Here is a 22958-nt window from a genome sequence, read left to right as displayed (position 1 = left end):
GGCAAAAAAAGATAATATTTTAACCATTAAATAGGTTTGATATTTGGTTTAGTTACAGTATTTTTGCGCATTCGGACAATGTTTTATCGGGAAGCTTATGTATACAGACACTGTATTTTTGTCAGCAACGACTACTCCTTTTAGCTATTTCCCTATAGTACTGCAATTACTTGCTGCTTTAGGTTTTGTTGGGATCACCATGCTAGCTACTCACTTTCTGGGCCCCAAGCGTAAAACAAGTGACAAGCTTATTAACTTTGAGAGCGGAATCGAGCAGCATGGCAATGCCAGGCAGCAAGTGGCCATCAAATACTTTTTGACGGCAATTCTGTTTGTCCTGTTTGACGTGGAAGTTATCTTTTTCTACCCCTATGCGGTTAATTTTAAAGAGCTGGGTTGGGAAGGATTTATGGCTGTGCTGATGTTTGTGGGTTTTTTCCTGTGTGGTTTTATCTACATCGTGAAAAAAGGTGCCCTGAAGTGGGAAGACTAATCTTAAACCTTTAAATCTTAAATCAATGGCTCGTCCGGTTCAATATAATACCAACGTGAAGATGGTGGAAATCCCTGAGGGATATTCCGGTGAAGGGTTCTATGCTACTTCCTTTGACAAGGCAATAGGTTTGGCGCGTAAAAACTCCATCTGGCCTTTACCATTCGCTACCTCCTGCTGTGGTATTGAATTTATGGCTACCATGGCTGCTACTTACGATCTGGCCCGTTTTGGTGCGGAACGTATGGCTTTTACCCCCCGCCAGTGCGACCTGCTCATGGTAATGGGTACCATTTCCAAAAAAATGGGTCCTATCGTTCGCCAGGTATACCTGCAGATGGCAGAACCCCGCTGGGTAATGGCGGTTGGCGCCTGTGCCTGCAGCGGTGGTATTTTTGATACTTATTCCGTTTTACAGGGAATCGACCAGGTGATTCCGGTAGATGTGTATGTTCCGGGATGCCCTCCCAGACCAGAAGGCATTATCGACGGATTCATGAAAATACAGCAACTGGTAGGCAATGAAAGCCTGCGCCGCCGTAACTCCGACCGCTACCGCGAACTGATGGAGTCTTACGGTATCAAATAAGGTGTGAATGGTAACTTGTAACTCGTAAATCTCTTATTGTTAATGTCTTTAACAAACGAACGCATACAACAACGCCTGACGGAGAAGTTCGGGGATGTGCTGACCGGTTTTGAAGAACCGTTTGGACTGCTCACCTTCACCGCGCAGAAAGATTATAACCTGAAAGTAATGCAATTCCTGTTCGATGATGAGGAATTGCGTTTTCGTTTTCTGACAGACATCACTGCCGTACATTATCCCGAGCGGAAAAACGAGGAGCTGTGCGTGGTATATCACCTGCACAACTTCGTGGATAATGTAAGGCTGCGCCTCAAAGTGTATACACCGGTGGCTGCACCGAAAGTGTTTACCGCTACCAGCCTGTACGAATCTGCCAACTGGATGGAGCGTGAAACGTATGATTTCTTCGGGGTGGATTTTGTAGGGCATCCTAACCTGATCCGTATCCTTAACGTGGATGAAATGACCTATTTCCCCATGCGTAAGGAATTTCCGCTGGAAGATCCCATGCGTACCGATAAAGACGATGAAATGTTTGGCAGGGGCGGTCACCTTTAATTTAATCAGGCTATGTTAGACCAGAAACAACACGTAAAACTGCCGGAAGGCTCCATAGAAAAAAATACGACCACACTGAACCTGGGTCCTACCCACCCGGCTACACACGGCGTATTCCAGAATATCCTGGAAATAGACGGCGAAAAAGTAGTGAGCGCCGTATCCACTGTAGGATACATCCACCGCGCCTTTGAGAAGATCGCAGAACGCCGTCCCTACTACCAGATCACTCCACTCACCGATAGGCTCAACTACTGCTCTGCCCCCATCAACAACATGGGCTGGATCATGACAGTGGAAAAATTACTGGGACTGGAAATGCCCAAACGTGTTGACTACCTGCGGGTAATCATCATGGAACTGGCCCGTATTGCAGACCACCTGATCTGTAGCGCGGTAATGGGAGTGGATACCGGCGCCCTCACCGGTTTCGTATACCTCATGACCTATCGTGAACTGATATACGAAATCTATGAAGAGGTATGCGGTTCCCGTTTGACAACCAACATTGGCCGTATCGGTGGTTTTGAAAGAAACTTCACCCCCGCGGCTTTCGAAAAAATAGAACGTTTCCTGAAAGAATACCCCGCGGCACTGACAGAATTTGAAACCCTGCTCACCCGTAACCGTATCTTCATGGAACGTACACAGGGTGTAGGTGCTATCAGCGCAGAAAGGGCCATGAGCTACGGCTTTACCGGTCCAAACCTGAGAGCAGCCGGCGTTGACTATGACGTACGTATCGCCAACCCTTACTCCTCTTATCAGGACTTCGATTTCTCCATTCCTGTAGGTACTACCGGCGACTGCTACGACCGTTACCAGGTCCGCAACGCGGAAATGTGGGAAAGCATCAGCATTATCCGTCAGGCGATGGATAAACTGAAAGGCTTACCGGACGATGTATACCATGCCGACGTTCCGGCTTACTACCTGCCAGAGAAAAAGGATGTTTATACTAAAATGGAAGCACTCATCTATCACTTTAAAATAGTGATGGGTGAAACAGAAATACTGCCTGGTGAAGTGTACAACGCTGTAGAAGGCGCCAATGGAGAACTGGGCTTTTACCTGATCAGCGATGGTGGCCGTAGCCCTTACCGGCTGCATTTCCGCCGTCCCTGCTTTATCTACTACCAGGCTTACGCCGAACTGGTAAAAGGCGCTATGTTGAGTGACGCGATCGTGTGTATGAGTAGCCTCAACCTGATTGCCGGCGAGCTGGATGCATAGTAGTACCTGCCCTTGCGGGTACTCTTTGTTTTAGGACAGTAGGAGCAATATTGTAAAGATTAAAGAGCTTATTTAAACATAATTTTTTAATGGCTGTGGTTCAATTTTCTGAAGAGAAACTGAATAAAGTAAAAGAGATCATCGCACGCTACCCGGCAGGGAAGCAGAAGAGTGCGCTGATACCTGTGCTGCATCTGGCACAGGAGGAATTTGGCGGTTGGCTGAGTGCAGAAACAATGGACTATGTTGCAGGCATCCTGCAGATAACGCCTATTGAAGTGTACGAAGTGGCCACTTTCTACAGCATGTTCAACCTGAAGCCGGTAGGCAAATACCTGTTTGAAGTATGTCAGACGGGCCCCTGCATGGTAAGTGGTTCGGATCAGATCATTGATTACATTAAGAATAAACTGGGTATCGGTGTAGGTGAAACTACGCCTGATGGCATGTTTACCCTTAAAACGGTAGAATGTCTGGGTGCCTGTGGTTATGCGCCCATGATGCAATTGGGTAAACATTTCCGCGAACACCTCACCCCTGCCAAAGTAGATGAGATCATCGCAGAGTGCAGGGCGAAAGCTAATTAATGCATCACCAAAAACAGGTAGTCATGCGTATAGGTTTATTAATATATCAGTACCGTATCACCATTATCGAAGCGGTATTACTGATGGCGGCATTGGCGGGTTTATGGCGGGTGAACAACTGGTTCCTGTCCTTTATCTGCGGCGTAGCGGCCGGATACCTGTTTTTCCGGCTGGCAGAACGTATCGCACAACACCGTATACGAAAGGCATAAAAGATCATATACAAATCTGTTGATGGTGCTGGTTTATCTATCACCATTAAACCATAAGGAAGAAAATGGGACGCAAATTACTGTTAGACAAAGCACACATAGAAGGTATCCGGTATTATGACACTTACCGGAGCAACGGCGGTTATGCTGCAGCAGAAAAAGCGCTGAAAACCATGGGCCCGGAAGCCGTCGTGGAAGAAGTGAAGAAGAGCGGCCTGAGAGGTCGTGGTGGCGCGGGTTTCCCTACCGGCCTGAAATGGAGCTTCATCGCCAAACCGGAAGGTGTTCCGCGTTACCTCGTTTGCAATGCGGACGAATCGGAGCCGGGCACATTCAAGGACCGTTACCTGATGGAGTTCATCCCTCACCTCTTAATTGAGGGATTGCTGATCTCCAGTTTTGCCCTGGGTGCTAACAGCGCATATATCTATATCCGCGGCGAATACGCCTGGATCCCCGATATCCTGGAACAAGCGATTGCAGAAGCCAAAAACAAAGGCTGGCTGGGTAAAAATATCCAGGGTACCGGTTTCGACCTGGAAATATATGTACAACGCGGCGCCGGCGCCTATATCTGCGGGGAAGAAACTGCCCTGCTGGAATCGCTGGAAGGCAAACGCGGTAATCCCCGTATCAAACCGCCGTTCCCGGCTGTAAAAGGTCTGTGGGGATGCCCTACCGTGGTAAACAACGTGGAAACCATCGCGGCGGTAGTGCCTATCGTTAACATCGGCGGCGACGAATATATTAAATTCGGTATCGGTAAATCTACCGGCACCAAACTGATCTCTGCCTGCGGCAATATCAACAAGCCCGGTGTGTACGAGATCGAAATGAACATCTCTGTAGAAGAATTTATTTACTCTGACGAATATTGTGGTGGCATCAAAGGTGGCAAACGCCTGAAAGCCTGCATCCCCGGCGGTTCTTCCGTACCGGTGCTGCCGGCTAACCTGCTGTTGAAAACAGCGAAAGGCGAAACCCGCATGATGACCTACGAAAGCCTCAACGATGGCGGTTTTGCGACCGGCTCTATGTTGGGCTCCGGTGGTTTTATCGTCATGGACGAAGACCAGTGTATTGTACGCAATACCCTCACCTTCGCCCGTTTCTACCACCACGAAAGCTGCGGCCAGTGCAGCCCTTGCCGTGAAGGTACCGGCTGGATGAAAAAAGTGCTGCATAACATCGAATACGGAAAGGGTAAAATGAGCGATATAGACCTGTTGTGGGATATCCAGCGGAAAATAGAAGGCAATACCATTTGCCCGCTCGGCGACGCTGCCGCATGGCCGGTAGCTGCCGCTATCCGTCACTTCCGCGACGAGTTTGAGTGGCATGTGAAACACCCGGATGAAGCGTTGACCCGTAACTTCGGACTGGCACATTACGCCGATCCGCTGCCTTTACCGGAACCAGCCAGCGTGTAGTGCTCGCAAAGGCGCAAAGCAGCAAAGGCGCGAAGATTATTTTCTGGAATTGTTAACCCAAAATATTTCATCCATATGACAGAAAATGAAATCTCCAAGGAGGTTGTGGATGCCTGCTTTGTGATACACACTAAATACGGGCCAGGATTATTTGAATCGGTTTATGAAGAATTATTGAGTTATGAACTGATGAAAAGAAATCTGAATTTTGAACGACAGGTAGGAGTGGCTTTAGTTCATGATAATATAGTTCTTAAAAAAGCATTCAGAGCAGACTTGATTATTGAAAACAAGCTTATTGTTGAAATAAAATCTGTGGAAGAGTTGAAAGACATGCATTACAAGCAGCTGTTTACATATATGAAGCTTGCTAATGTAAAACTCGGATTACTGGTTAATTTTAATGTTGCTCTGATAAAAAATGGCATTCATAGAATAGTTAACAAATTATAAAAAATATAACCTTTGCTGCTTTGCTGCTTGGCGGCTTTGCGTGCAAAAAACTATATCCAAGATGGCGGAGGAAAAAAAATTATTCAAGGTTAAGATCGATAACATCTCCGTGGAGGTCGAACCTGGAACGACGATACTGAATGCAGCCCGGCAGATAGGAGGAGATGTGGTACCGCCGGCTATGTGCTACTATTCCAAGTTGCAGGGCAGCGGTGGTAAATGCCGTACCTGCCTGGTAAAAGTAACGAAAGGCTCCGATGCCGATCCACGCCCGATGCCTAAACTGGTGGCCAGCTGCCGTACTACCGTGATGGACGGTATGGAAGTAGGTAACATCACTTCCCCGGAAGTACAGGATGCCCGTAAAGGAGTGGTGGAATTCCTGCTGCTCAACCACCCGCTGGACTGCCCCGTGTGCGACCAGGCCGGCGAATGCGACCTGCAGAACCTGAGCTATGAACACGGCGCTGAAGCTACCCGCTACGAATTCAAACGCAGAACTTTCGATAAAATTGACATCGGCGATAAAATACAGCTGCACATGACCCGCTGTATCCTCTGCTACCGTTGCGTATTCACCGCTGATCAGCTCACTGAAAAACGTGAACACGGTATACTCGGCAGAGGCGATGCGTCTGAAATCAGCACTTATATCCATCAGTCACTCGATAACAACTTCATCGGCAACGTGATCGACGTTTGCCCGGTAGGCGCCCTTACCGATAAAACCTTCCGGTTCAAAAACCGTGTATGGTTCCTCAAACCGGTAGATGCCCACCGTCACTGCGAAGACCCGAAATGCTGCGGTAAAACCGTATTGTGGATGCGGGGTGATGAAGTGTTCCGCGTAACTGCCCGTAAAGACAAATACGGCGAAGTGGAAGACTTTATCTGTGATACCTGCCGCTTCGATAAAAAAGAGAAATCAGACTGGATCATCGAAGGCCCCCGCAAAATAGACCGTCACAGTGTTATTTCCCAGGGCCATTACGTGAATACCGTTAAACCGAAAGATCCGCTCGTGGAAGTACTGGACGGAAGACAACCGAAGTTGTTGTTCGATATCCACACTACCAGTGAGGTCAACAGGCCCGAAATTGATCTCTCCAAGATCGACGGTCCTGCTCACTCGGACGATTTTAATAAGTAAGCATCGTAATTTGTAATCGTAACTTATAACTGGAAATGACGTTTTTAAGCATAGACTGGTTTTTTATTCTGGAAAAAATACTGCTCATATCAGCAGTATTGGTGCTGTCGCTCGTAGTAGCCATGTACTCTACCTGGGGCGAAAGAAAGGTGGCTGCCTGGATTCAGGACCGTCTGGGTCCGAACCGTGCGGGTCCGATAGGCCTGTTGCAACCGCTGGCCGATGGTGGTAAGCTCTTCTTTAAGGAAGAAATCATTCCTACCAACGCCAACCGGTTCCTCTTTATCCTCGGTCCGTCTATCGCCATGTTGGTGGCCTGTATGACCAGTGCCGTAATTCCATGGGGCGATACGCTCACCATCGCAGGGCATACGGTGTCTCTGCAGGTGGCAGACGTGAACATCGGTATCCTGTTCATCTTCGGGGTACTGAGCGTGGGGGTATATGGTATCATGATCGGTGGTTGGGCTTCCAACAACAAATACTCGCTGCTGGCTTCCGTAAGAGCGGCTTCCCAGATCATTTCCTATGAGCTGCCGATGGGCCTGGCGCTGATCGCGCTGCTGATGCTGACCGGTACGCTGAGCCTGAAAGAGATCGTGGAACAGCAACGCCATGGCCTGTGGAACGTAGTATACCAACCGCTGGGTTTCTTCATCTTCCTGGTATGTGCCTTTGCAGAATGTAACCGGGCACCTTTTGACCTGCCGGAAGCAGAGAACGAACTGAACGGTGGTTACCACCTGGAATATTCCTCCATGAAACTGGGCTTTTACCTCTTTGCAGAATATATCAACATGTTTGTCAGCTCCGCGCTGATGGCTACTATGTATTTCGGTGGATACGCTTTCCCGGGTATGGACAGTTTGGGCGTTAGCCCCAATACGCTCACCATACTGGGCTTTGTAGCGTTATTCGTGAAGATACTGTTGTTCATATTCTTCTTTATGTGGGTACGGTGGACGGTCCCCAGATTCCGTTATGATCAGCTGATGCGCCTGGGCTGGAGAGTAATGATCCCGCTGGCACTGGCTAATATGCTGATTACCGGAGCAATTGTACTGGCTCGTCAACACTAATTCTATCAATTAATTTATACACACATTTGTGTGGACTAAATAAGCATTTATGCAACCATTAACAAACAGGGCAAAAGCGGTGGACCGTAGTCCGATGACCTTCCTGGAAAAAATGTATGTTCCTGCCATCGCAAAGGGCATGGGTATCACCTTTAAACATATATTCAAACGGAAAGCCACCGTTAGTTTTCCGGAACAGCGGCGTCAGTTCAGCCCGGTATTCCGTGGATTACACATCCTGAACCGTGATGAAGAGGGCCGTGAAAGATGTACCGCCTGTGGCCTGTGTGCCGTAGCCTGTCCTGCTGAAGCCATTACCATGGAAGCAGCGGAAAGGAAACCGGGAGAGGAAAACCTGTACCGGGAAGAGAAATATGCGGCCAGGTATGAAATCAACATGCTGCGTTGTATTTTCTGCGGATTCTGTGAAGAAGCTTGTCCCAAAGATGCGATCTATCTGTCTGAAACCTTTGCGCCATCCAACTATCAGCGTAAGGGCTTCATCTATGGCAAGCCAGACCTGTTGATCCCCAATCCAAAACAACAGGACAAATAATTAATCACAATACGCAAAAGCAAAAAATACAATAGTCAAACATAGCAGAAGATGGGAATGAGTATACAACAAATAATTTTCATGGTGCTTTCAGTCATCGCCCTGGTTTCGGCGCTGGGCGTGGTATTGAGCAAGAATCCCGTGACGAGCGTATTGTGTCTGATCGTAACCTTCTTTACCATTGCAGGACATTACATTATGCTGAACGCCCAGTTCCTGGCGGTTGTGCATATCATCGTATATGCCGGCGCTATCATGGTATTGTTCCTTTATGTGATGATGCTGATGAACCTGAATACCGAACTGGAGCCCCAGAAGCGTAACTGGCTGAAATATGCCGGCGCTATCAGCGGTGGTGCTTTACTGGTGGTACTGGTAGCCGCCCTGCGCGATGCCAGTATGCCGGCTATCAGCACAGAAGCCAATGAGGTTGGGTTGATCAAAAACCTGGGCCAGATGTTGTTCAAACAATATGTGGTACCGTTTGAAGTGAGCAGTATCCTGTTCCTCAGCGCCATGGTAGGTGCCGTAGTGATTGGTAAAAAAGACTAAGCAACGGATTCATTCATAATTCGTCATTCGTAATTTGTAATTCTTTATTATGCCTGTTCAATATTACATATTCCTGAGTATCGCCCTGTTTTGCATTGGTGTGATGGGCGTGCTGATGCGCCGTAATGCCATCATCATTTTTATGTGCATAGAGCTGATGCTGAATGCGGTAAACCTGTTGCTGGTTGCATTTTCCAAAATGTGGGCAGATGCAGGGAAGGTAGATGCAGGATCAGCGCAATTGTTTGTATTCTTTATTATGGTGGTGGCGGCTGCAGAAGTAGCAGTAGGGCTGGCTATCATTACACTGGTCTACAGAAACACTAAGTCGGTAGATATAAACATTCTTAACAGGCTGAAAAATTAATAATTCATCCTTCTTAATTATTAATTGTTTCGACGTCGTAAATAGAATTGATAAATGATTAAACTAGTTTGGCTGGTACCATTTTTACCATTATTGGGTTTCCTGGTGAATGGTTTGGGACGCAGATTTTTATCCAAGTCCCTGGTAGGATTTATCGGAAGCGGTACCGTACTGGCTTCCTTTGTGGTGAGCTTATTGGCATTTTTTGAAGTAAAGGCCCCGGGATTCCAGGCACAGGTAGTACACCTGTTCAACTTTATTTCCGTTGGCAGCCTGCATATTCCTTTCGCATTCCAGGTTGATCAACTGAGTGCATTATTTCTCCTGATTATTACCGGTGTGGGTACCCTTATCCACATCTACTCTACCTCTTACATGCATGACGAAAGCGATGAGAGTTTTGCGAGATATTTCGCTTACCTCAATCTCTTCGTATTCTCTATGCTGATACTTGTGCTGGGCGCCAACTATGTGATGATGTTCATCGGATGGGAAGGTGTTGGTTTGTGCTCTTACCTGCTGATTGGATTCTGGTTTAAAAATACCAGCTATAATAATGCGGCCAAAAAAGCCTTCGTGATGAACCGTATCGGTGACCTCGGTTTCCTGCTCGGTATCTTCTTCATGATCATGCAGTTTGGCACCGTTACTTTCCCCGACGTATTTGCGAAAGCAGCACCGCTGGGTATGAACAATCCTACGCTGATTGCCATTGCCATGCTGCTGTTTGTAGGCGCTATGGGTAAATCTGCCCAGATTCCGCTGTACACCTGGCTGCCCGACGCGATGGCCGGTCCTACCCCCGTATCTGCCCTGATCCACGCGGCCACGATGGTGACCGCCGGTATCTATATGATTGCCCGCAGCAACGTGATCTACACCCTGGCGCCGTCCATTCAGGCGGTTATCGCCATCATCGGTGTGGCCACTGCATTGTTTGCGGCTTCTATTGCACTGAAACAAAACGACATTAAAAAAGTACTGGCTTATTCTACCGTGAGCCAGCTGGGTTATATGTTCCTGGCCCTGGGCGTTGGTGCTTATTCCGCCGCCGTTTTCCACGTGATGACACACGCTTTCTTTAAAGCGCTGTTGTTCCTGGGTTCCGGTTCCGTTATTCATGCTATGGGCGGTGAGCAGGACATCCGTAAAATGGGTGGACTGAAAAAATATATGCCTACCACCAACTGGACTTTCCTGGTAGGATGTCTGGCTATTGCCGGTATCCCGGGTTTTTCCGGTTTCTTCTCCAAAGATGAAATTCTGGCCAGCGCTTATGCCCATAACCCTGTACTGTATGCACTGGGTCTGTTAGGCGCGCTGATGACCGCTTTTTATATGTTCCGCCTGTACTACATCACTTTCTCCGGAAAGTTCCGTGGTACACACGAACAGGAACACCACCTGCACGAAAGCCCTTCCCCGATTACTATTCCGCTGATTATTCTGGCGGTATTGTCTGTATTCGGTGGTTATGTAGGCCTGCCGGAAGTATTTGGTAAAAACCTGTTGGCAGAATACCTGTCACCGGTGTTTGCACCTTCTGCTCCTTTTGTTACCGCACACCACCTGTCTCACAGCACGGAATGGATGCTGATGGGATTGAGCAGTGTACTGGTGATTGCCTTTATCCTCATTGCCCGTCAGAAATTTGCGGCTTATGAAGATACCGGCAAAGAAAATACAGGACTGGCGAAAGTGCTGGAAAACAAATGGTATATCGATGAGCTGTATGATGCCATCATTGTAAGACCATTACAGGAGCTTTCCCGCTTCTTCCGTGACACCGTTGAAAAAGCAGGTATCGATAAACTGGTAAATGGTGTTGGCCGCGGTGTCCAGTACAGCAGCCAGCAGATCCGCCGTGTTCAGAGCGGGCAGGTAGGATTCTACATCTTTGCCATGGTAATCGGTATGATCGTATTATTTGTGATCGGATTCTTATTATAAACCAATAGCGGAAGTTACAAGCGCAGATAAATTATGTTGACAGTTTTATTAATACTGATTCCTTTCATCGCTGGCCTGATTGCATTTGGCCTGAAGGGGTCCGGGCCGAAGGTGCTGGGCATGATTGCATCCCTGGCGTCGGTAGCCGTAGCCATCGGAACCGTGTGCACCCTGCACGCCGCTCCGCAGAAACTTTCTTTTGTTACCGAATGGATACCTCAGCTGGGCAGCCAGTTCAGGGTAGGCCTGGATGGTATGGGCGCTATGCTGTGTTTATTGACGGCTATCGCTTTCCTCCTGGTTTTTATCACTATTTATAACCGCGACACCGAAAGGCCTAACAGCTTTTACGGACTGATGTTGCTCTCTCAGGCCGGTCTGGTGGGTGTTTTCACCGCCTTCGACGCCTTACAGTTTTATGTTTTCTGGGAACTGGCACTGATACCGGTATACTTCCTCTGCTCTATGTGGGGCGGTGAAAAACGTATACCCGTTACCTTTAAGTTCTTCGTGTATACCTTCCTGGGTTCCCTGTTAATGCTGGTGGGTATCATCTACCTGTATTTCCAGACACCGGATCATTCCTTTAGCTGGACCTCCTTCACCCACCTGCAGCTGAGCATGGGTGATCAGCAATGGTTATTCTGGCTGTTCTTTGTGGCTTTTGCCATCAAGATGCCGGTATTCCCGTTCCATACCTGGCAGCCAGACACTTATGAGCAGTCTCCTACCCCGGTAACCATGATCCTCTCTGGTGTAATGGTAAAAATGGGCCTGTTTGGCGTACTGCGCTGGCTGGTTCCGGTACTGCCTGAAGGCACTGCTATGTGGGCAGACTTTGCCATCGTATTATCTATCATTGGTATTATCTACGCTTCCTGCATTGCGATGGCACAGAGTGATCTGAAACGACTGATTGCTTACTCTTCCATTGCACACATCGGCCTGATGAGCGCTGCTATATTTGCTCACAACGAGCAAAGCACACAAGGCGTGTTATTGCAGATGTTCAACCATGGTGTGAACATTATCGGATTGTGGATAATCGTGGAAGTGATCCAAAACCGCCTGGGTATCAAAAATATGGACCAGATGGGTGGCATGGCCCGCAAGGCGCCGCGGATGGCTATCTTCCTCGTTATCATCAGCCTGGCCAACATCGGTTTACCACTTACCAACGGATTTATCGGCGAGTTCCTGATGTTCAGCGGCCTGTTCCAGTATAACCACTGGTTTATGGCTTTCGCCGGACTGGGTATCATCCTCGCGGCCGTGTATACGTTGAATATGATTCAAAAAGTAATTTTCGGTGAAGGCAATGCCCTGACAGATACCACTACTGACCTGCAACCCGGTGAAACCGTGGCTTTAAGTCTGGTAGTGATCATGATCTTTGTACTGGGCGTATATCCGCAGCCGATGCTGGATCTGGTAAGCAAGGCATTTTGATATTTAGTTATTTTGATATTTGGTCATTTAAAATGGCTAAATATCAAAATATCCAAATCAGAAAATTTTAAACGGGTTTTGTAACGAAACAATATGAATGCACTAATTTCTACTGCTTTATCGGGCGTTGTTCTGATGTTTGTCGGTTTATTTGTACGCAATAAGCAGCATATTAAATTTTTTGCCATCGCGGCCATCATCATATCATTTATTGCCAACCTGGCACTGTACCCCACGGTGCAGCTGGGCGGCTATGTTCTATATGGTATGATTGAAGTATCCAAGTTCAGTGTGTTGTTTAATGCAGTGGCTTTAGGTGCAACCCTTTTATATTTCCTGCTGTCGGGGAGCGAGTTTGAAAAAGTAGGGGAGCATGTGGCGGATTATTTCGCCCTGATCTTCTTTATATTGGCGGGTATTACCCTGGCATCCACTTTCAGCAACCTGCTGATGTTGTTCCTGGCGATTGAGATCATGTCTATCCCGCAGTATGTGCTGGCAGGGGCGGATCATAAAAGCCTGAAGAGCAACGAGGCTTCCCTGAAGTACTTCCTGATGGGTTCTTTCTCTACCGGTATCCTCCTGATGGGCATTGCCCTGATCTATGGATCTGTGGGTACCTTTAATATCACCGAACTCGGACTGGGTGCAGACCCGGTACATCCGCTGGCTTTGTGCGGTATTATCCTGATGGCTTTTGCCCTGGCTTTTAAAGTATCTGCGGTGCCGTTCCACTTCTGGACACCGGACGTATATGATGGTTCACCGACCGTGTTTACCGCTTTCATGGCGACTGTTGTGAAAGCCGGTGGTTTTGTGGCTTTCCTGCGGATGTTCCATGTAGCTTTCGCTGGTGGCGCTATCAGCCAGCACTGGACCCTGATCCTGTCTATTATCACTGCCGCTACCCTGATCCTGGGTAACTTCAGCGCGGTGTTCCAGCAAAGTGTAAAAAGAATGCTGGCTTACTCCAGTATCGCACAGGCCGGTTTTATGATGTTTGCGGTGATTGCTGTCAACCAGTTCGCTACACAAGGTATTGTGCTGTACGCAGCAGCTTACAGCCTGGCTACCATCGGTGTATTTGCCGTACTGATGAAGCTGAAAGACTATACTTTTGAAGGATTTAACGGTCTTGCCCGTAAACAGCCGCTGTTGGCGCTGGCAACCGCTATCTTCCTGTTTTCACTGGCCGGTATCCCGGTAACTGCCGGTTTCTTCGCCAAATACTTTGTACTGGCTGCTGCCATCCAGCATGGGCACCTGTTATGGCTGGTGATTGTTGGTGTGTTATGCGCCGCTATCAGCGTATACTACTATTTCCGCGTGATCATCGCCATGTATTTCAAACAGGGCGATCCGGAAGTGGAACCGGTTTCCGGCGGCTTCAAAGCAGCGCTGGTGCTGACTATCATCCTGGTGCTGGCTCTGGGCCTGTTCCCCGGCCTGCTGATCGGTTGCCTGTAAGATCGTTACAAGACAAATTCTTTATACACAAAGGAAACAGCCTGGCTGTTTCCTTTGTCATTTAAGGCTATTTCAACCGCTCAAATGGCATAGCCCTCGTTCATTCACTTTTTATTTTGCACCTGTCTGAACTTCCATTAACTTTATTATATGCGATTTTCAGACATATTTTCCCTTGCTTATCGTTCCGTGAGCGGCAACAGACTGCGCACCGGTCTTACGGTTTCTATTATCGCTGTAGGTATTACAGTCCTGGTAGGTATTCTGACCGCCATCGACAGTATGAAAAGCAGTATTTACTCCAGCTTCGCCAGTATGGGGGCTAATAGTTTTTCGCTGCGTAACCGTGATATGCAGGTGCATATCGGAAATGATGACGCCAAGGCTTCCAAAGGAAATAAAAACGTGAAAAAGGTCCGGAAATCCATCAGTAACAAGCCTATCTCTTACCAGGAGGCGCTGGCATTTAAAGAGCGGTACCATTTCCCGGCTACTGTAAGTCTCAATTTCAGGGCAACCGGCATCGCCACGGTGTACAAAGACGATAAAAAAACCAATCCCAACGTGACTGTTATTGGTGGCGACGAAAACTACCTCGATATCTCCAATTATACGATTCAGGATGGCCGCAATTTTAATGCACTGGACGTATCATCTGGCCGTAATGTGGCTATTCTCGGAAAAGATGTGGCGGAGAAATTGTTTGGCAAGAAACTTAAAAATGTGGTGAACAACACCGTTCGCGTGGGGGATGTGCGTTACCGTGTCATTGGCGTACTGGGAAGCAAAGGCAGCAGTAACCTGATGAGCGCTGATAACGTGGTGATTACTACGGTCAATAATACACGAAGAATATTCAACCGCCCTAATGCTTCTTATCAGATAGGCGTGGCCGTTAAAGATATCAAACAGATGGAAGCGGCGCAGGGAGAAGCAATTGGTACATTCCGGGTAATACGGCAGCTGGGCCTCAATGAAGAAGATAACTTCACGCTGAGCAAGAGCGATAGCATCGCAGAGATGTTGTTTGCCAGCCTGGGCAAAGTAAATCTTTTTGCCGTGGTCATTGCTTTTGTCACTCTCTTTGGATCGGCCATTGGTTTGATGAACATTATGCTGGTATCCGTAGCGGAAAGAACGCGCGAAATCGGCGTTACCAAAGCCCTCGGTGCCACTGCCAAAACCATCCGTAAACAATTCCTCTATGAGGCTATTATCATCAGCGTGATGGGTGGCCTGATCGGGGTTATCATGGGTATGCTGTTGGGTAACATTGTATCTGTTTTATTAAAATCTTCCTTTATCATCCCCTGGCTGTGGATATTGATCGGGGTTAGCCTTTGCGCAGCGGTAGGGCTGATTTCCGGTATTTATCCCGCTTTTAAGGCTTCCAAACTGGATCCTATTATCGCTTTACGTTACGAGTAGAATTCCCCGAATCAATTTGTTATCTTGTTCTTTCCAAAAGAAAGAGCATATGCCATTATTGATCGTTATTGCTGCTATTCTGCTGTTGGTAGTACTCGTTACCTGGTGTAAGATAAATACCTTCCTGTCTTTTCTGATTGTTTCCCTGCTGATGGGACTGGCCCTGCATATGAAGATCGGGGATATTACCCAGTCCATACAAACCGGTATCGGCAAAACATTGGGCTCCCTGATTGTGGTAATCGTATGCGGTAGTATGCTGGGCAAACTGGTAGCCGAGAGTGGCGCCGGTCAACGGATTGCCGGTGGCCTGATGCGTTTGCTGGGACCACGTTATATCCAGTGGTCGCTGATGCTGACCGGTTTTATCGTGGGAATACCGCTGTTTTACAACATCGGATTTGTGTTGATGGTGCCGCTGATATTCACGGTGGCAGCGCAAACCCGGTTGCCGGCGGTATACCTGGGTATTCCGATGCTGGCCTCTTTATCCGTGACCCACGGTTATCTGCCGCCACATCCTTCTCCTACCGCATTGGTACAGCAGTTTCATGCCAATATGGGACTTACGCTGTTGTACGGCATTTTGCTGGCTATACCGGCTATTATCCTGGCGGGACCGGTATTTTCCCGGTACCTGAAACGATATACCAGTGAACCGGGGAAGATGTTTGTGGCGCCTCCTTTACCGGAGGACCAGCTACCGGGAATGATGGCCAGTCTGTTTGCCGCTATGCTGCCTGTATTACTACTGGCTATCACCGCACTACTGAAATTATGGTTGCCGGCCGATCACGGGTTATACCAGGCGGTCATTTGGTTGGGCGATCCGTTGATCGTGATGTTGCTGGCGGTATTAAACGGTATGTACCTGTTGGGTATCCGCCGGGGAATGACTGCCAAAAAACTATTGGGGCTGATGGATGATGCCGTGAAAGACGTGGCTGTCATCATCCTGATTATCGGTGGCTCCGGCGCGCTGACGCAGTTACTGCATGATAGCAAGGTGAGTGACTATATTGCGGTCACCCTGAGCAATATGCATATGCATCCGTTATTGCTGGCCTGGGGTATTGCTGCTATCATACGGGTGTGCATAGGGTCAGCCACGGTAGCAGGATTGACTACCGCAGGCATCGTAGCGCCCCTGATCGCCAGTTCCGGGGTAAATCCCAACCTGATGGTGCTGGCTACCGGCGCCGGCAGCCTCATGTTTTCCCATGTAAACGATGCCGGCTTCTGGATGTTCAAGGAATATTTTAACTTGTCGGTGAAAGACACTATCAAAACATGGTCGGTGATGGAAACGATTGTTTCCGTAACAGGATTAGCAGGTAGTTTGCTGTTAAGTATGATTGTGTAACATAAACGTATATACGAAGAATTGTAATAATACATCCGATGGAATGGTATCAACTTAAAAACCCTGAACAGGTAGACTCTCCGGCATTGCTGGTATATAAAGACAGGGTCATTCAGAATATAGACCTGTTAAAAACAATGATTGATGATATACAACGTTTACGACCACACGTAAAGACAAATAAAACGGCAGAAGTTGTACAGTTGATGCAGGCAGCGGGTATTCAGAAGTTTAAATGCGCTACCATTGCCGAAGCTGAGATGCTGGGCATGGTGAAGGCAAAAGACGTATTGCTGGCTTACCAGCCTGTAGGCCCTAAAACAGATCGTTTATTACAGTTGGTACAACAATATCCTGCTACTGTTTTTTCCTGCCTGGTAGACAATAAAACTGCCGCTGAAGCTATCAGTCAGGTATTTGCAGCAGCGAACCTGAAGTTGGGTGTGTATATTGACCTTAACGTAGGGATGAACCGTACCGGTATTAAACCGGAGGCGGCGCTGGACCTGTATCAGTACATGCATACATTGCCAGGTATACAACCGGTAGGCATACACGTATATGATGGTCATCTTCATGATACGGAAATGGCTATACGAAAAAAACGTTGTGATGAAGCATACGCACCGGTACCCATATTACAACACGCTATCGTAGCGGCAGGTTTGCCGGAGCCGGTAATTGTAGCCGGTGGTTCACCAACCTTCCCGATACATGCAGCGCGACAGGTGATTGAATGCAGTCCGGGTACCTTTGTTTTCTGGGACGAAGGGTATAAAAAAAATCTGCCGGAGCAACAGTTTCAATGGGCGGCTTTGGTATTATCACGGGTTGTCTCTGTCATCGATGAACAGCTGATATGCCTGGACCTGGGACATAAATCGGTAGCGGCAGAAAACCCGCAACCACGGGTACATTTCCTGAATGCTCCGGATGCGCAACCGGTATCACAAAGTGAAGAACACCTGGTGCTGAAAGTGCCGGATACTGCTGCCTATCCGGTAGGTACGGTGTTGTATGGCGTACCGTTGCATATCTGTCCCACAGTGGCGTTGTATGAACGCGCCTATGTAGTGGAAGATCATGTGTGTACAGGTACCTGGAAGGTAATTGCGAGAGATAGAACGATTGCGCATTAATGGGTGATGTAAGATAATAACAAAAGGGCCGTCAACGTATATTGACGGCCCTTTTGTATATGTACATTCGGTATCAGTAATACAATTGTGACAAAACATTCGTTTCATCAAATGTCTTGGGTTTTAATCCCATAAATTCGGTGTACTGGGTGAGTGTCAGCAATGGTTTCAGTTTATGCTGCAACCCGTTCTGCATACTGTTGAGTTTCGTTTTATACGCGTTTTGATTGTTTTGTTGCAACGACTGAATATTTATTTTCTGTTGCAGATAAGAAGTAACGATAGTGAGTAGTTTGGGCTTTTGTTGTTCTGTGAGAAAAAGGGATTTATCCAGTTTGGAGACAATAGAATTCGCCGTTCCTTCAACATTCATGGTGGGGGCCTGAAAAGAAAGAAAGTTGGCAGTGGCGTTTACAGTGCAGCAAACAACGACTGCCAACATCAGGGTGGTGAATAGTTTTTTCATACGCAGAAGATCGATTTTGGTTACGGTTATTAAATATACTAAATAGCCGTAACATCGCCACCTTACTGCATCACCAGTTTTACATACCGGCTACGGTTGTGCATAATATCTTCATCTGTCTGGTAAATGGCGATAAACGTTTTATTATCAATCCATTTAACCTGGTCTATACCATATTTGGTAAGTTCTGCCTGACCAACCAGTCGTATATTCTTGTTGTCGATTTCAAACAGCTGAAAACCATTGGGATTAAAACCAGCTTCTATGTCCATGTTAGGGCATATAAAATATTTTTTATCAGGGGAGATGATCGGAGCTGTCCAGGTATTTAGTGTATCTCCATTATCAGGATTGAGCAGTTCAAATCCATCGGCTTCATAATAGCCGATAAACATACCATGACGATGCAGGTCCGGATAGTAGCCTGCATAGCTATAGCGAACAAAGTCATCGTCGTCTTCTCCATTATTGGCGCGTATTTTCTGGGCGCCGTTGCCCAGGCTGAATTCCAGTTGTTCGCCTACACGTTTTACACCCGGGTTTTTAGCAAGGGCGTTTCTTTCTGACGTATCACCCGATGGCTGATAAGCCGGGTATTGATCATAGGTAGCTTTATCAATAAAGGATACCAGGAACTTTTTGTTGCCGACCTGGATGGTGTCTATATAGTCGTGTGTAACAGTGACAGGCGTTTCCGGGGCAGTAGTGTCGTGTGTTGTTTGTGTGCTATCGGTGCCAGTCTGTTTGCCACTATTATTACAGGCATATACCAGGGGAACAAACAACAGCAACCATAGGATATTTTTTATCATAGTACGGAATTTAAGAATACAAATGTAGGTAATTATCTGTGTGGTAAGCGCAGGCCATCGGCCTTATTCAAGGTGAAATAGAAAGCATATCCCATCAGCATTCCGCTGAGAAATCCTGTCAGGTGCGCAGCATTATCGATGTCTTGTGAGAAGCCGGCCATCAACAGGTTTAATAGTATAAACAGGCTGATATAACCCAGGAAATTATGGCGGGCAGCGGCAGGAAAGAGACGGGTGGTTAGCAGGGCCATAAACACGCCATAAATGCCGAAAATTGCGCCGGAAGCGCCTACACCTACCATGTTGCGATGAAACCAGATGCTGGCATAATCGGAAATCAGGCCGGTAATCAGATAGGCGAGGATAAAGCGGAAGGGGCGAATCACCGGTTCCAGGAAAACGCCGGCAATGAATAATCCCAGCATGTTGGTCAACAAATGCCACCAGCCTGCATGCAGGAACATACTGGTGAATAATCTCCAGTATTGGCTATGGCCTACTGTTAATTGCCAGTAATTACCACCCCAGTGTAATAGCCGTTCTCCGTTACCCCACCAGAGATCCATGCCGGCCATGACTGTGAGCAGATACACCAGCAGATTGGCGGCTATCAGCAGCAGGGTGACAGGCATTTGTTTGAATCGGGTACGTTTATCCATCTGTTAAAAGTTACGGATAATTCCCCGAATAGGTTTACTGATAGTGGTAATCCAGGTCGACCTGGGTATCGGAGTCCAGTTTGGTGTATCCCGCCGTATGCAGGTGTACCCGCGCCCGTTGCGGATACCCGTTTTTGTAGGCGTAGAAAAATTGTACGGTAGTATTACGACGATATTGTTGGGAAGTGTTCTTATAAATAGATGTCTGTTGTTCGTCCACTTTGATCAGGGTAGGGTTGTTGGTACTCACGGGCAGCAGGAATGTCGCCAGGTCTGGCAGGGGAGTGGGCGATAATATAGATGCCAGGCCAGGACCCAATACCAGCTGGTTGGCCAGTGGTCGTAATGGGTTAATGGTATCATCCCATTCGTATTGGGCGGAGCGTACATACAAGCTGGTATCCTGATGTTTTCCGGTAACGGTATCGTGACAGATGTTTTTCCAGTCCGGGTTGCCGTTGGCATAGTTCCAGCTCATTGCCTGCGAAGAGTCGATATATTTCAATGCGGTGGGCATACCATTTTTCCAGGTGAGACGGGCAGTGCGCAGCGGGGTATTGTCGGGCGCATAATAATGTACTTCGGTAATATTGCCCAGGGCGTCCCAGGCGCTTACGGTCGCTTTTTGTACCACTGTTTTTTGTTGATGACTTTCGTCTGCAGATTCCATTCCGGTAAGCCGGTGGGTGGCGTCATAGGTGAAGGTGGTTACATTGGTATCCTGATCGGTATAATACCTTACCAGTTTGATGAGGTGCCCGGCGGTATCATACTGAAAGGCATACTGAGGGATCGTATCCCCCTGAATGGCGATGGAAGTCAGGCGTACAGGCGCTTTTTTAGCCCGGTGGGTGCTGCAGGCGGTAAACAGCACGGGTATCAGCAAACAGTAGAGGTATTTTATCATACAAATGGCGGCAATAAATGATGTATGAAAATACTAATAAGATTTGAGTTTTTTGGGGGGGGTATGGATGGGGTTGTTGGGGCCTTAATAGGCCCCTTGCAGGGTAAGTGCAGAATTGTCAACACCCGGGCTATCTGCCACTTTTTTCAATCCTGTGCCGTCGAGTAAACAGAAATAGATACCAGTGGTATTTTCGGCATCATCCATTGTTACAAATAGCACTCCTTTACCGTCTGCGGTGAGCCGCGCCTGAGGAGCAATCAGTTGTCCTGCCGGCAGCGTGATATTTATTTTCGTTTGTCCGCTGCCGTCATTACCTGATATCCAGATTTCTGACGATTTTCCGCGAAAGTCTTTCGTAAAAAGGAATTTGTTGAGTGGCTGCGGGAATCCGGGGCCTTCAGCCATCGCTTCTTTTTTACAGCTCATGTTGGTTACTACAACAGAAAGGCTAAAAACAAAAAGTACAATGGCGCCAAGTACAATCTTTTTCATAGTGGGTATTTATATTGTTATTGAGAGAGATTACAGTGGTTGAACAAACTTAATGCCTCCGGTTGTTAGTTCAGATAAATCACGACCATTCGTAATGTAATCATGAATCAGTTTTTTGTCCTCGATGACTTTTTTGAGGATAGAAACGATTTTAGACTCGGAGGTTGACTTTTTGGGCTGCATTAACATGATAGATTGACTATAAAAATAGTACTTCTGACTTTCTCATTTGTTAATGACTTCTAAACACCGCAAAAAAAATCCCGGACTGTCACCAGTCCGGGAAATATTTTATTCCGGTTATCCGGAAAAAGACTACTCAGCCACTACTTCAAACTCCATTTCGGTTTCGTTGCCTTTACCGAAATCCAGGCGTGCTTTGTAAGTACCTAATTCTTTTACATCATCCAGGATGTGGATGCGGCGACGGTCGATTTCGTAACCTTTCTGTTCTTTGATCGCACGGGCAATCTGAACACCAGTAACGCTACCGAAGATTTTACCGGAAGTACCGGTTTTAGCGCCGATTTTAACAGGAGAAGCTTTCAGCACTTCCACCACTTTCGCGATTTCAGCCAGCAGTTTCTCTTCTTTCACTTTCTGCACTTTCAGGCGTTCCTGCAGTTGCTTCATGTTAGAAGGACTTGCTTCTACCGCAAATTTCTGCGGAATCAGGAAGTTCCTGGCGTAACCATTCTTTACGTTAACCAGTTCATTCTTCTGACCCAGGTTATCTACGTCTTGTATTAAGATAATTTGCATAACTTCTTACTTTAAAAGGTCAGTAACATAAGGCAATAAAGCCATTTGACGAGCTTTCTTAATAGCCTGGGCTACTTTACGCTGAAATTTCAGGGAGTTACCTGTGATACGGCGGGGCAGCATTTTACCCTGGTCGTTCAAAAATTTCTTCAAAAACTCACCGTCTTTGTAATCTACGTACCTGATGCCCATTTTCTTGAAACGGCAGTATTTCTTCTGACGTTTCTCGGTTTTTACGGCTGTTAAGTACTTAATTTCTTGTTTTTTTGGTTTAACTGCCATAATAATTAAGCTTCAGTGGTTTTAGATTCTGCATTTACACCATGTCTTTTGCGGTTGTTGTACTCAACAGCATGCTTGTCAAGTGCAGTTACCATGTGGCGCAATACATTTTCATCACGGTTCAGCTGGATTTTCAGCTTCTCATTGAGGTCGGATGGCGCATTGTATTCCAGAACCAGATACATACCTGTAGTCTTTTTCCGGATAGGATACGCCAGTGATCTTAATCCCCAGGGATTTTCGTGCGTTATTTCTCCGCCGTTCTCTTTAATGAGATCAGCGAATTTTTTCTGAGCCGCTTTGTAGTCGTCTTCAGAAAGCACAGGGGTAAAGATCACCATCAATTCGTAGTTCATAATTCCCTGTTTAAATGGTTTTAAATAAAAAAAATTGGAGTGCAAAGATAAAGAACTATTGATAATTTCCGCGCCCCGAATGTGTTAAATCCCTAAATATGTTGCCTTTTCTGGTTTTTAATGTGTAAGGTGCTGTAAATCAGTATAAATGAACAGCCCGGGGC

27 protein-coding genes are annotated in these 22958 nt (G+C 47.1%); 19 read left to right on the top strand and 8 right to left on the bottom strand.

Annotation, left to right across the window (positions count from 1 at the left end; translation table 11 throughout):
* Positions 1-97: 97 nt before the first annotated feature.
* The 19 genes from ICL07_RS10580 to ICL07_RS10490 all read left to right on the top strand — a co-directional run bounded on the left by ICL07_RS10580 (position 98) and on the right by ICL07_RS10490 (position 18055).
* Entirely contained in the window at positions 98-493 is a 396-nt protein-coding gene (locus ICL07_RS10580; protein WP_188087869.1) for an NADH-quinone oxidoreductase subunit A, read from the top strand.
* A 25-nt stretch (positions 494-518) separates the two neighbouring features.
* Positions 519-1082 (top strand): NADH-quinone oxidoreductase subunit B, encoded by a 564-nt coding sequence (locus ICL07_RS10575; protein WP_188087868.1) that lies wholly within the window; start codon positions 519-521, stop codon positions 1080-1082.
* Between the two features lie 42 nt (positions 1083-1124).
* Positions 1125-1640, top strand: a complete 516-nt coding sequence (locus ICL07_RS10570) for an NADH-quinone oxidoreductase subunit C (RefSeq protein ID WP_188087867.1) — start codon at positions 1125-1127, stop codon at positions 1638-1640.
* Positions 1641-1652: 12 nt separating this feature from the next.
* Entirely contained in the window at positions 1653-2873 is a 1221-nt protein-coding gene (locus tag ICL07_RS10565; RefSeq protein WP_188087866.1) for an NADH-quinone oxidoreductase subunit D, read from the top strand.
* Between the two features lie 89 nt (positions 2874-2962).
* Positions 2963-3460 (top strand): NADH-quinone oxidoreductase subunit NuoE family protein, encoded by a 498-nt coding sequence (locus ICL07_RS10560; protein ID WP_188087865.1) that lies wholly within the window; start codon positions 2963-2965, stop codon positions 3458-3460.
* A gap of 23 nt (positions 3461-3483) precedes the next feature.
* Positions 3484-3672 (top strand): hypothetical protein, encoded by a 189-nt coding sequence (locus ICL07_RS10555; RefSeq protein WP_188087864.1) that lies wholly within the window; start codon positions 3484-3486, stop codon positions 3670-3672.
* A 65-nt stretch (positions 3673-3737) separates the two neighbouring features.
* Positions 3738-5102 (top strand): NADH-quinone oxidoreductase subunit NuoF, encoded by a 1365-nt coding sequence (nuoF, locus tag ICL07_RS10550; RefSeq protein ID WP_188087863.1) that lies wholly within the window; start codon positions 3738-3740, stop codon positions 5100-5102.
* 75 nt (positions 5103-5177) lie between these two features.
* Positions 5178-5555, top strand: coding sequence for a GxxExxY protein (locus tag ICL07_RS10545; RefSeq protein WP_188087862.1), 378 nt, complete (start codon positions 5178-5180; stop codon positions 5553-5555).
* 61 nt (positions 5556-5616) lie between these two features.
* Positions 5617-6705 (top strand): NADH-quinone oxidoreductase subunit G, encoded by a 1089-nt coding sequence (locus ICL07_RS10540; RefSeq protein WP_188087861.1) that lies wholly within the window; start codon positions 5617-5619, stop codon positions 6703-6705.
* A 35-nt stretch (positions 6706-6740) separates the two neighbouring features.
* Complete coding sequence (gene nuoH, locus ICL07_RS10535) at positions 6741-7784, top strand: NADH-quinone oxidoreductase subunit NuoH (RefSeq protein ID WP_188087860.1); 1044 nt, start codon at positions 6741-6743, stop codon at positions 7782-7784.
* Positions 7785-7833: 49 nt separating this feature from the next.
* Entirely contained in the window at positions 7834-8340 is a 507-nt protein-coding gene (nuoI, locus tag ICL07_RS10530) for an NADH-quinone oxidoreductase subunit NuoI (RefSeq protein ID WP_188087859.1), read from the top strand.
* 81 nt (positions 8341-8421) lie between these two features.
* Positions 8422-8892, top strand: coding sequence for an NADH-quinone oxidoreductase subunit J family protein (locus ICL07_RS10525; RefSeq protein ID WP_246485002.1), 471 nt, complete (start codon positions 8422-8424; stop codon positions 8890-8892).
* A gap of 49 nt (positions 8893-8941) precedes the next feature.
* Positions 8942-9259, top strand: coding sequence for an NADH-quinone oxidoreductase subunit NuoK (gene nuoK / locus ICL07_RS10520; RefSeq protein WP_188087858.1), 318 nt, complete (start codon positions 8942-8944; stop codon positions 9257-9259).
* A gap of 54 nt (positions 9260-9313) precedes the next feature.
* Complete coding sequence (gene nuoL / locus ICL07_RS10515) at positions 9314-11209, top strand: NADH-quinone oxidoreductase subunit L (protein ID WP_188087857.1); 1896 nt, start codon at positions 9314-9316, stop codon at positions 11207-11209.
* Positions 11210-11242: 33 nt separating this feature from the next.
* Entirely contained in the window at positions 11243-12658 is a 1416-nt protein-coding gene (locus ICL07_RS10510) for a complex I subunit 4 family protein (protein ID WP_188087856.1), read from the top strand.
* 93 nt (positions 12659-12751) lie between these two features.
* Positions 12752-14125: an NADH-quinone oxidoreductase subunit N gene (locus ICL07_RS10505; protein ID WP_188087855.1), complete on the top strand. Its 1374-nt coding sequence runs from the start codon at positions 12752-12754 to the stop codon at positions 14123-14125.
* 150 nt (positions 14126-14275) lie between these two features.
* Positions 14276-15553, top strand: a complete 1278-nt coding sequence (locus ICL07_RS10500; RefSeq protein ID WP_188087854.1) for an ABC transporter permease — start codon at positions 14276-14278, stop codon at positions 15551-15553.
* A 49-nt stretch (positions 15554-15602) separates the two neighbouring features.
* Positions 15603-16916: a gluconate:H+ symporter gene (locus ICL07_RS10495; RefSeq protein ID WP_188087853.1), complete on the top strand. Its 1314-nt coding sequence runs from the start codon at positions 15603-15605 to the stop codon at positions 16914-16916.
* Between the two features lie 38 nt (positions 16917-16954).
* A complete protein-coding gene (locus ICL07_RS10490) occupies positions 16955-18055 on the top strand; it encodes a D-TA family PLP-dependent enzyme (protein ID WP_188087852.1) in 1101 nt (366 codons plus the stop codon).
* A 73-nt stretch (positions 18056-18128) separates the two neighbouring features.
* Here the strand turns inward: ICL07_RS10490 and ICL07_RS10485 are convergent, their stop codons facing one another.
* The 8 genes from ICL07_RS10485 to rpsF all read right to left on the bottom strand — a co-directional run bounded on the left by ICL07_RS10485 (position 18129) and on the right by rpsF (position 22794).
* The gene (locus ICL07_RS10485; protein WP_188087851.1) at positions 18129-18521 is read right to left on the bottom strand and encodes a hypothetical protein; all 393 of its coding nucleotides are present in this window, start codon (positions 18519-18521) and stop codon (positions 18129-18131) included.
* A 62-nt stretch (positions 18522-18583) separates the two neighbouring features.
* On the bottom strand, positions 18584-19333 hold the full coding sequence (locus tag ICL07_RS10480; protein ID WP_188087850.1) for a hypothetical protein: 750 nt from the start codon (positions 19331-19333) through the stop codon (positions 18584-18586).
* A 32-nt stretch (positions 19334-19365) separates the two neighbouring features.
* Positions 19366-19992: a rhomboid family intramembrane serine protease gene (locus ICL07_RS10475; RefSeq protein WP_188087849.1), complete on the bottom strand. Its 627-nt coding sequence runs from the start codon at positions 19990-19992 to the stop codon at positions 19366-19368.
* 34 nt (positions 19993-20026) lie between these two features.
* Positions 20027-20899: an RHS repeat domain-containing protein gene (locus ICL07_RS10470; RefSeq protein WP_188087848.1), complete on the bottom strand. Its 873-nt coding sequence runs from the start codon at positions 20897-20899 to the stop codon at positions 20027-20029.
* An 84-nt stretch (positions 20900-20983) separates the two neighbouring features.
* Positions 20984-21394 (bottom strand): hypothetical protein, encoded by a 411-nt coding sequence (locus ICL07_RS10465; protein ID WP_188087847.1) that lies wholly within the window; start codon positions 21392-21394, stop codon positions 20984-20986.
* A gap of 315 nt (positions 21395-21709) precedes the next feature.
* Complete coding sequence (gene rplI / locus ICL07_RS10460; RefSeq protein ID WP_078668864.1) at positions 21710-22156, bottom strand: 50S ribosomal protein L9; 447 nt, start codon at positions 22154-22156, stop codon at positions 21710-21712.
* A 6-nt stretch (positions 22157-22162) separates the two neighbouring features.
* A complete protein-coding gene (gene rpsR, locus ICL07_RS10455; RefSeq protein WP_078668863.1) occupies positions 22163-22438 on the bottom strand; it encodes a 30S ribosomal protein S18 in 276 nt (91 codons plus the stop codon).
* 5 nt (positions 22439-22443) lie between these two features.
* A complete protein-coding gene (gene rpsF, locus ICL07_RS10450) occupies positions 22444-22794 on the bottom strand; it encodes a 30S ribosomal protein S6 (protein ID WP_223151800.1) in 351 nt (116 codons plus the stop codon).
* Between the last annotated feature and the right edge of the window lie 164 nt (positions 22795-22958).

The organism is Chitinophaga qingshengii (assembly GCF_014529935.1).
Classification (GTDB): domain Bacteria; phylum Bacteroidota; class Bacteroidia; order Chitinophagales; family Chitinophagaceae; genus Chitinophaga; species Chitinophaga qingshengii.
Note: the sequence above shows the minus strand (reverse complement) of the source record. Positions and strands in the feature narration are given on the sequence as shown.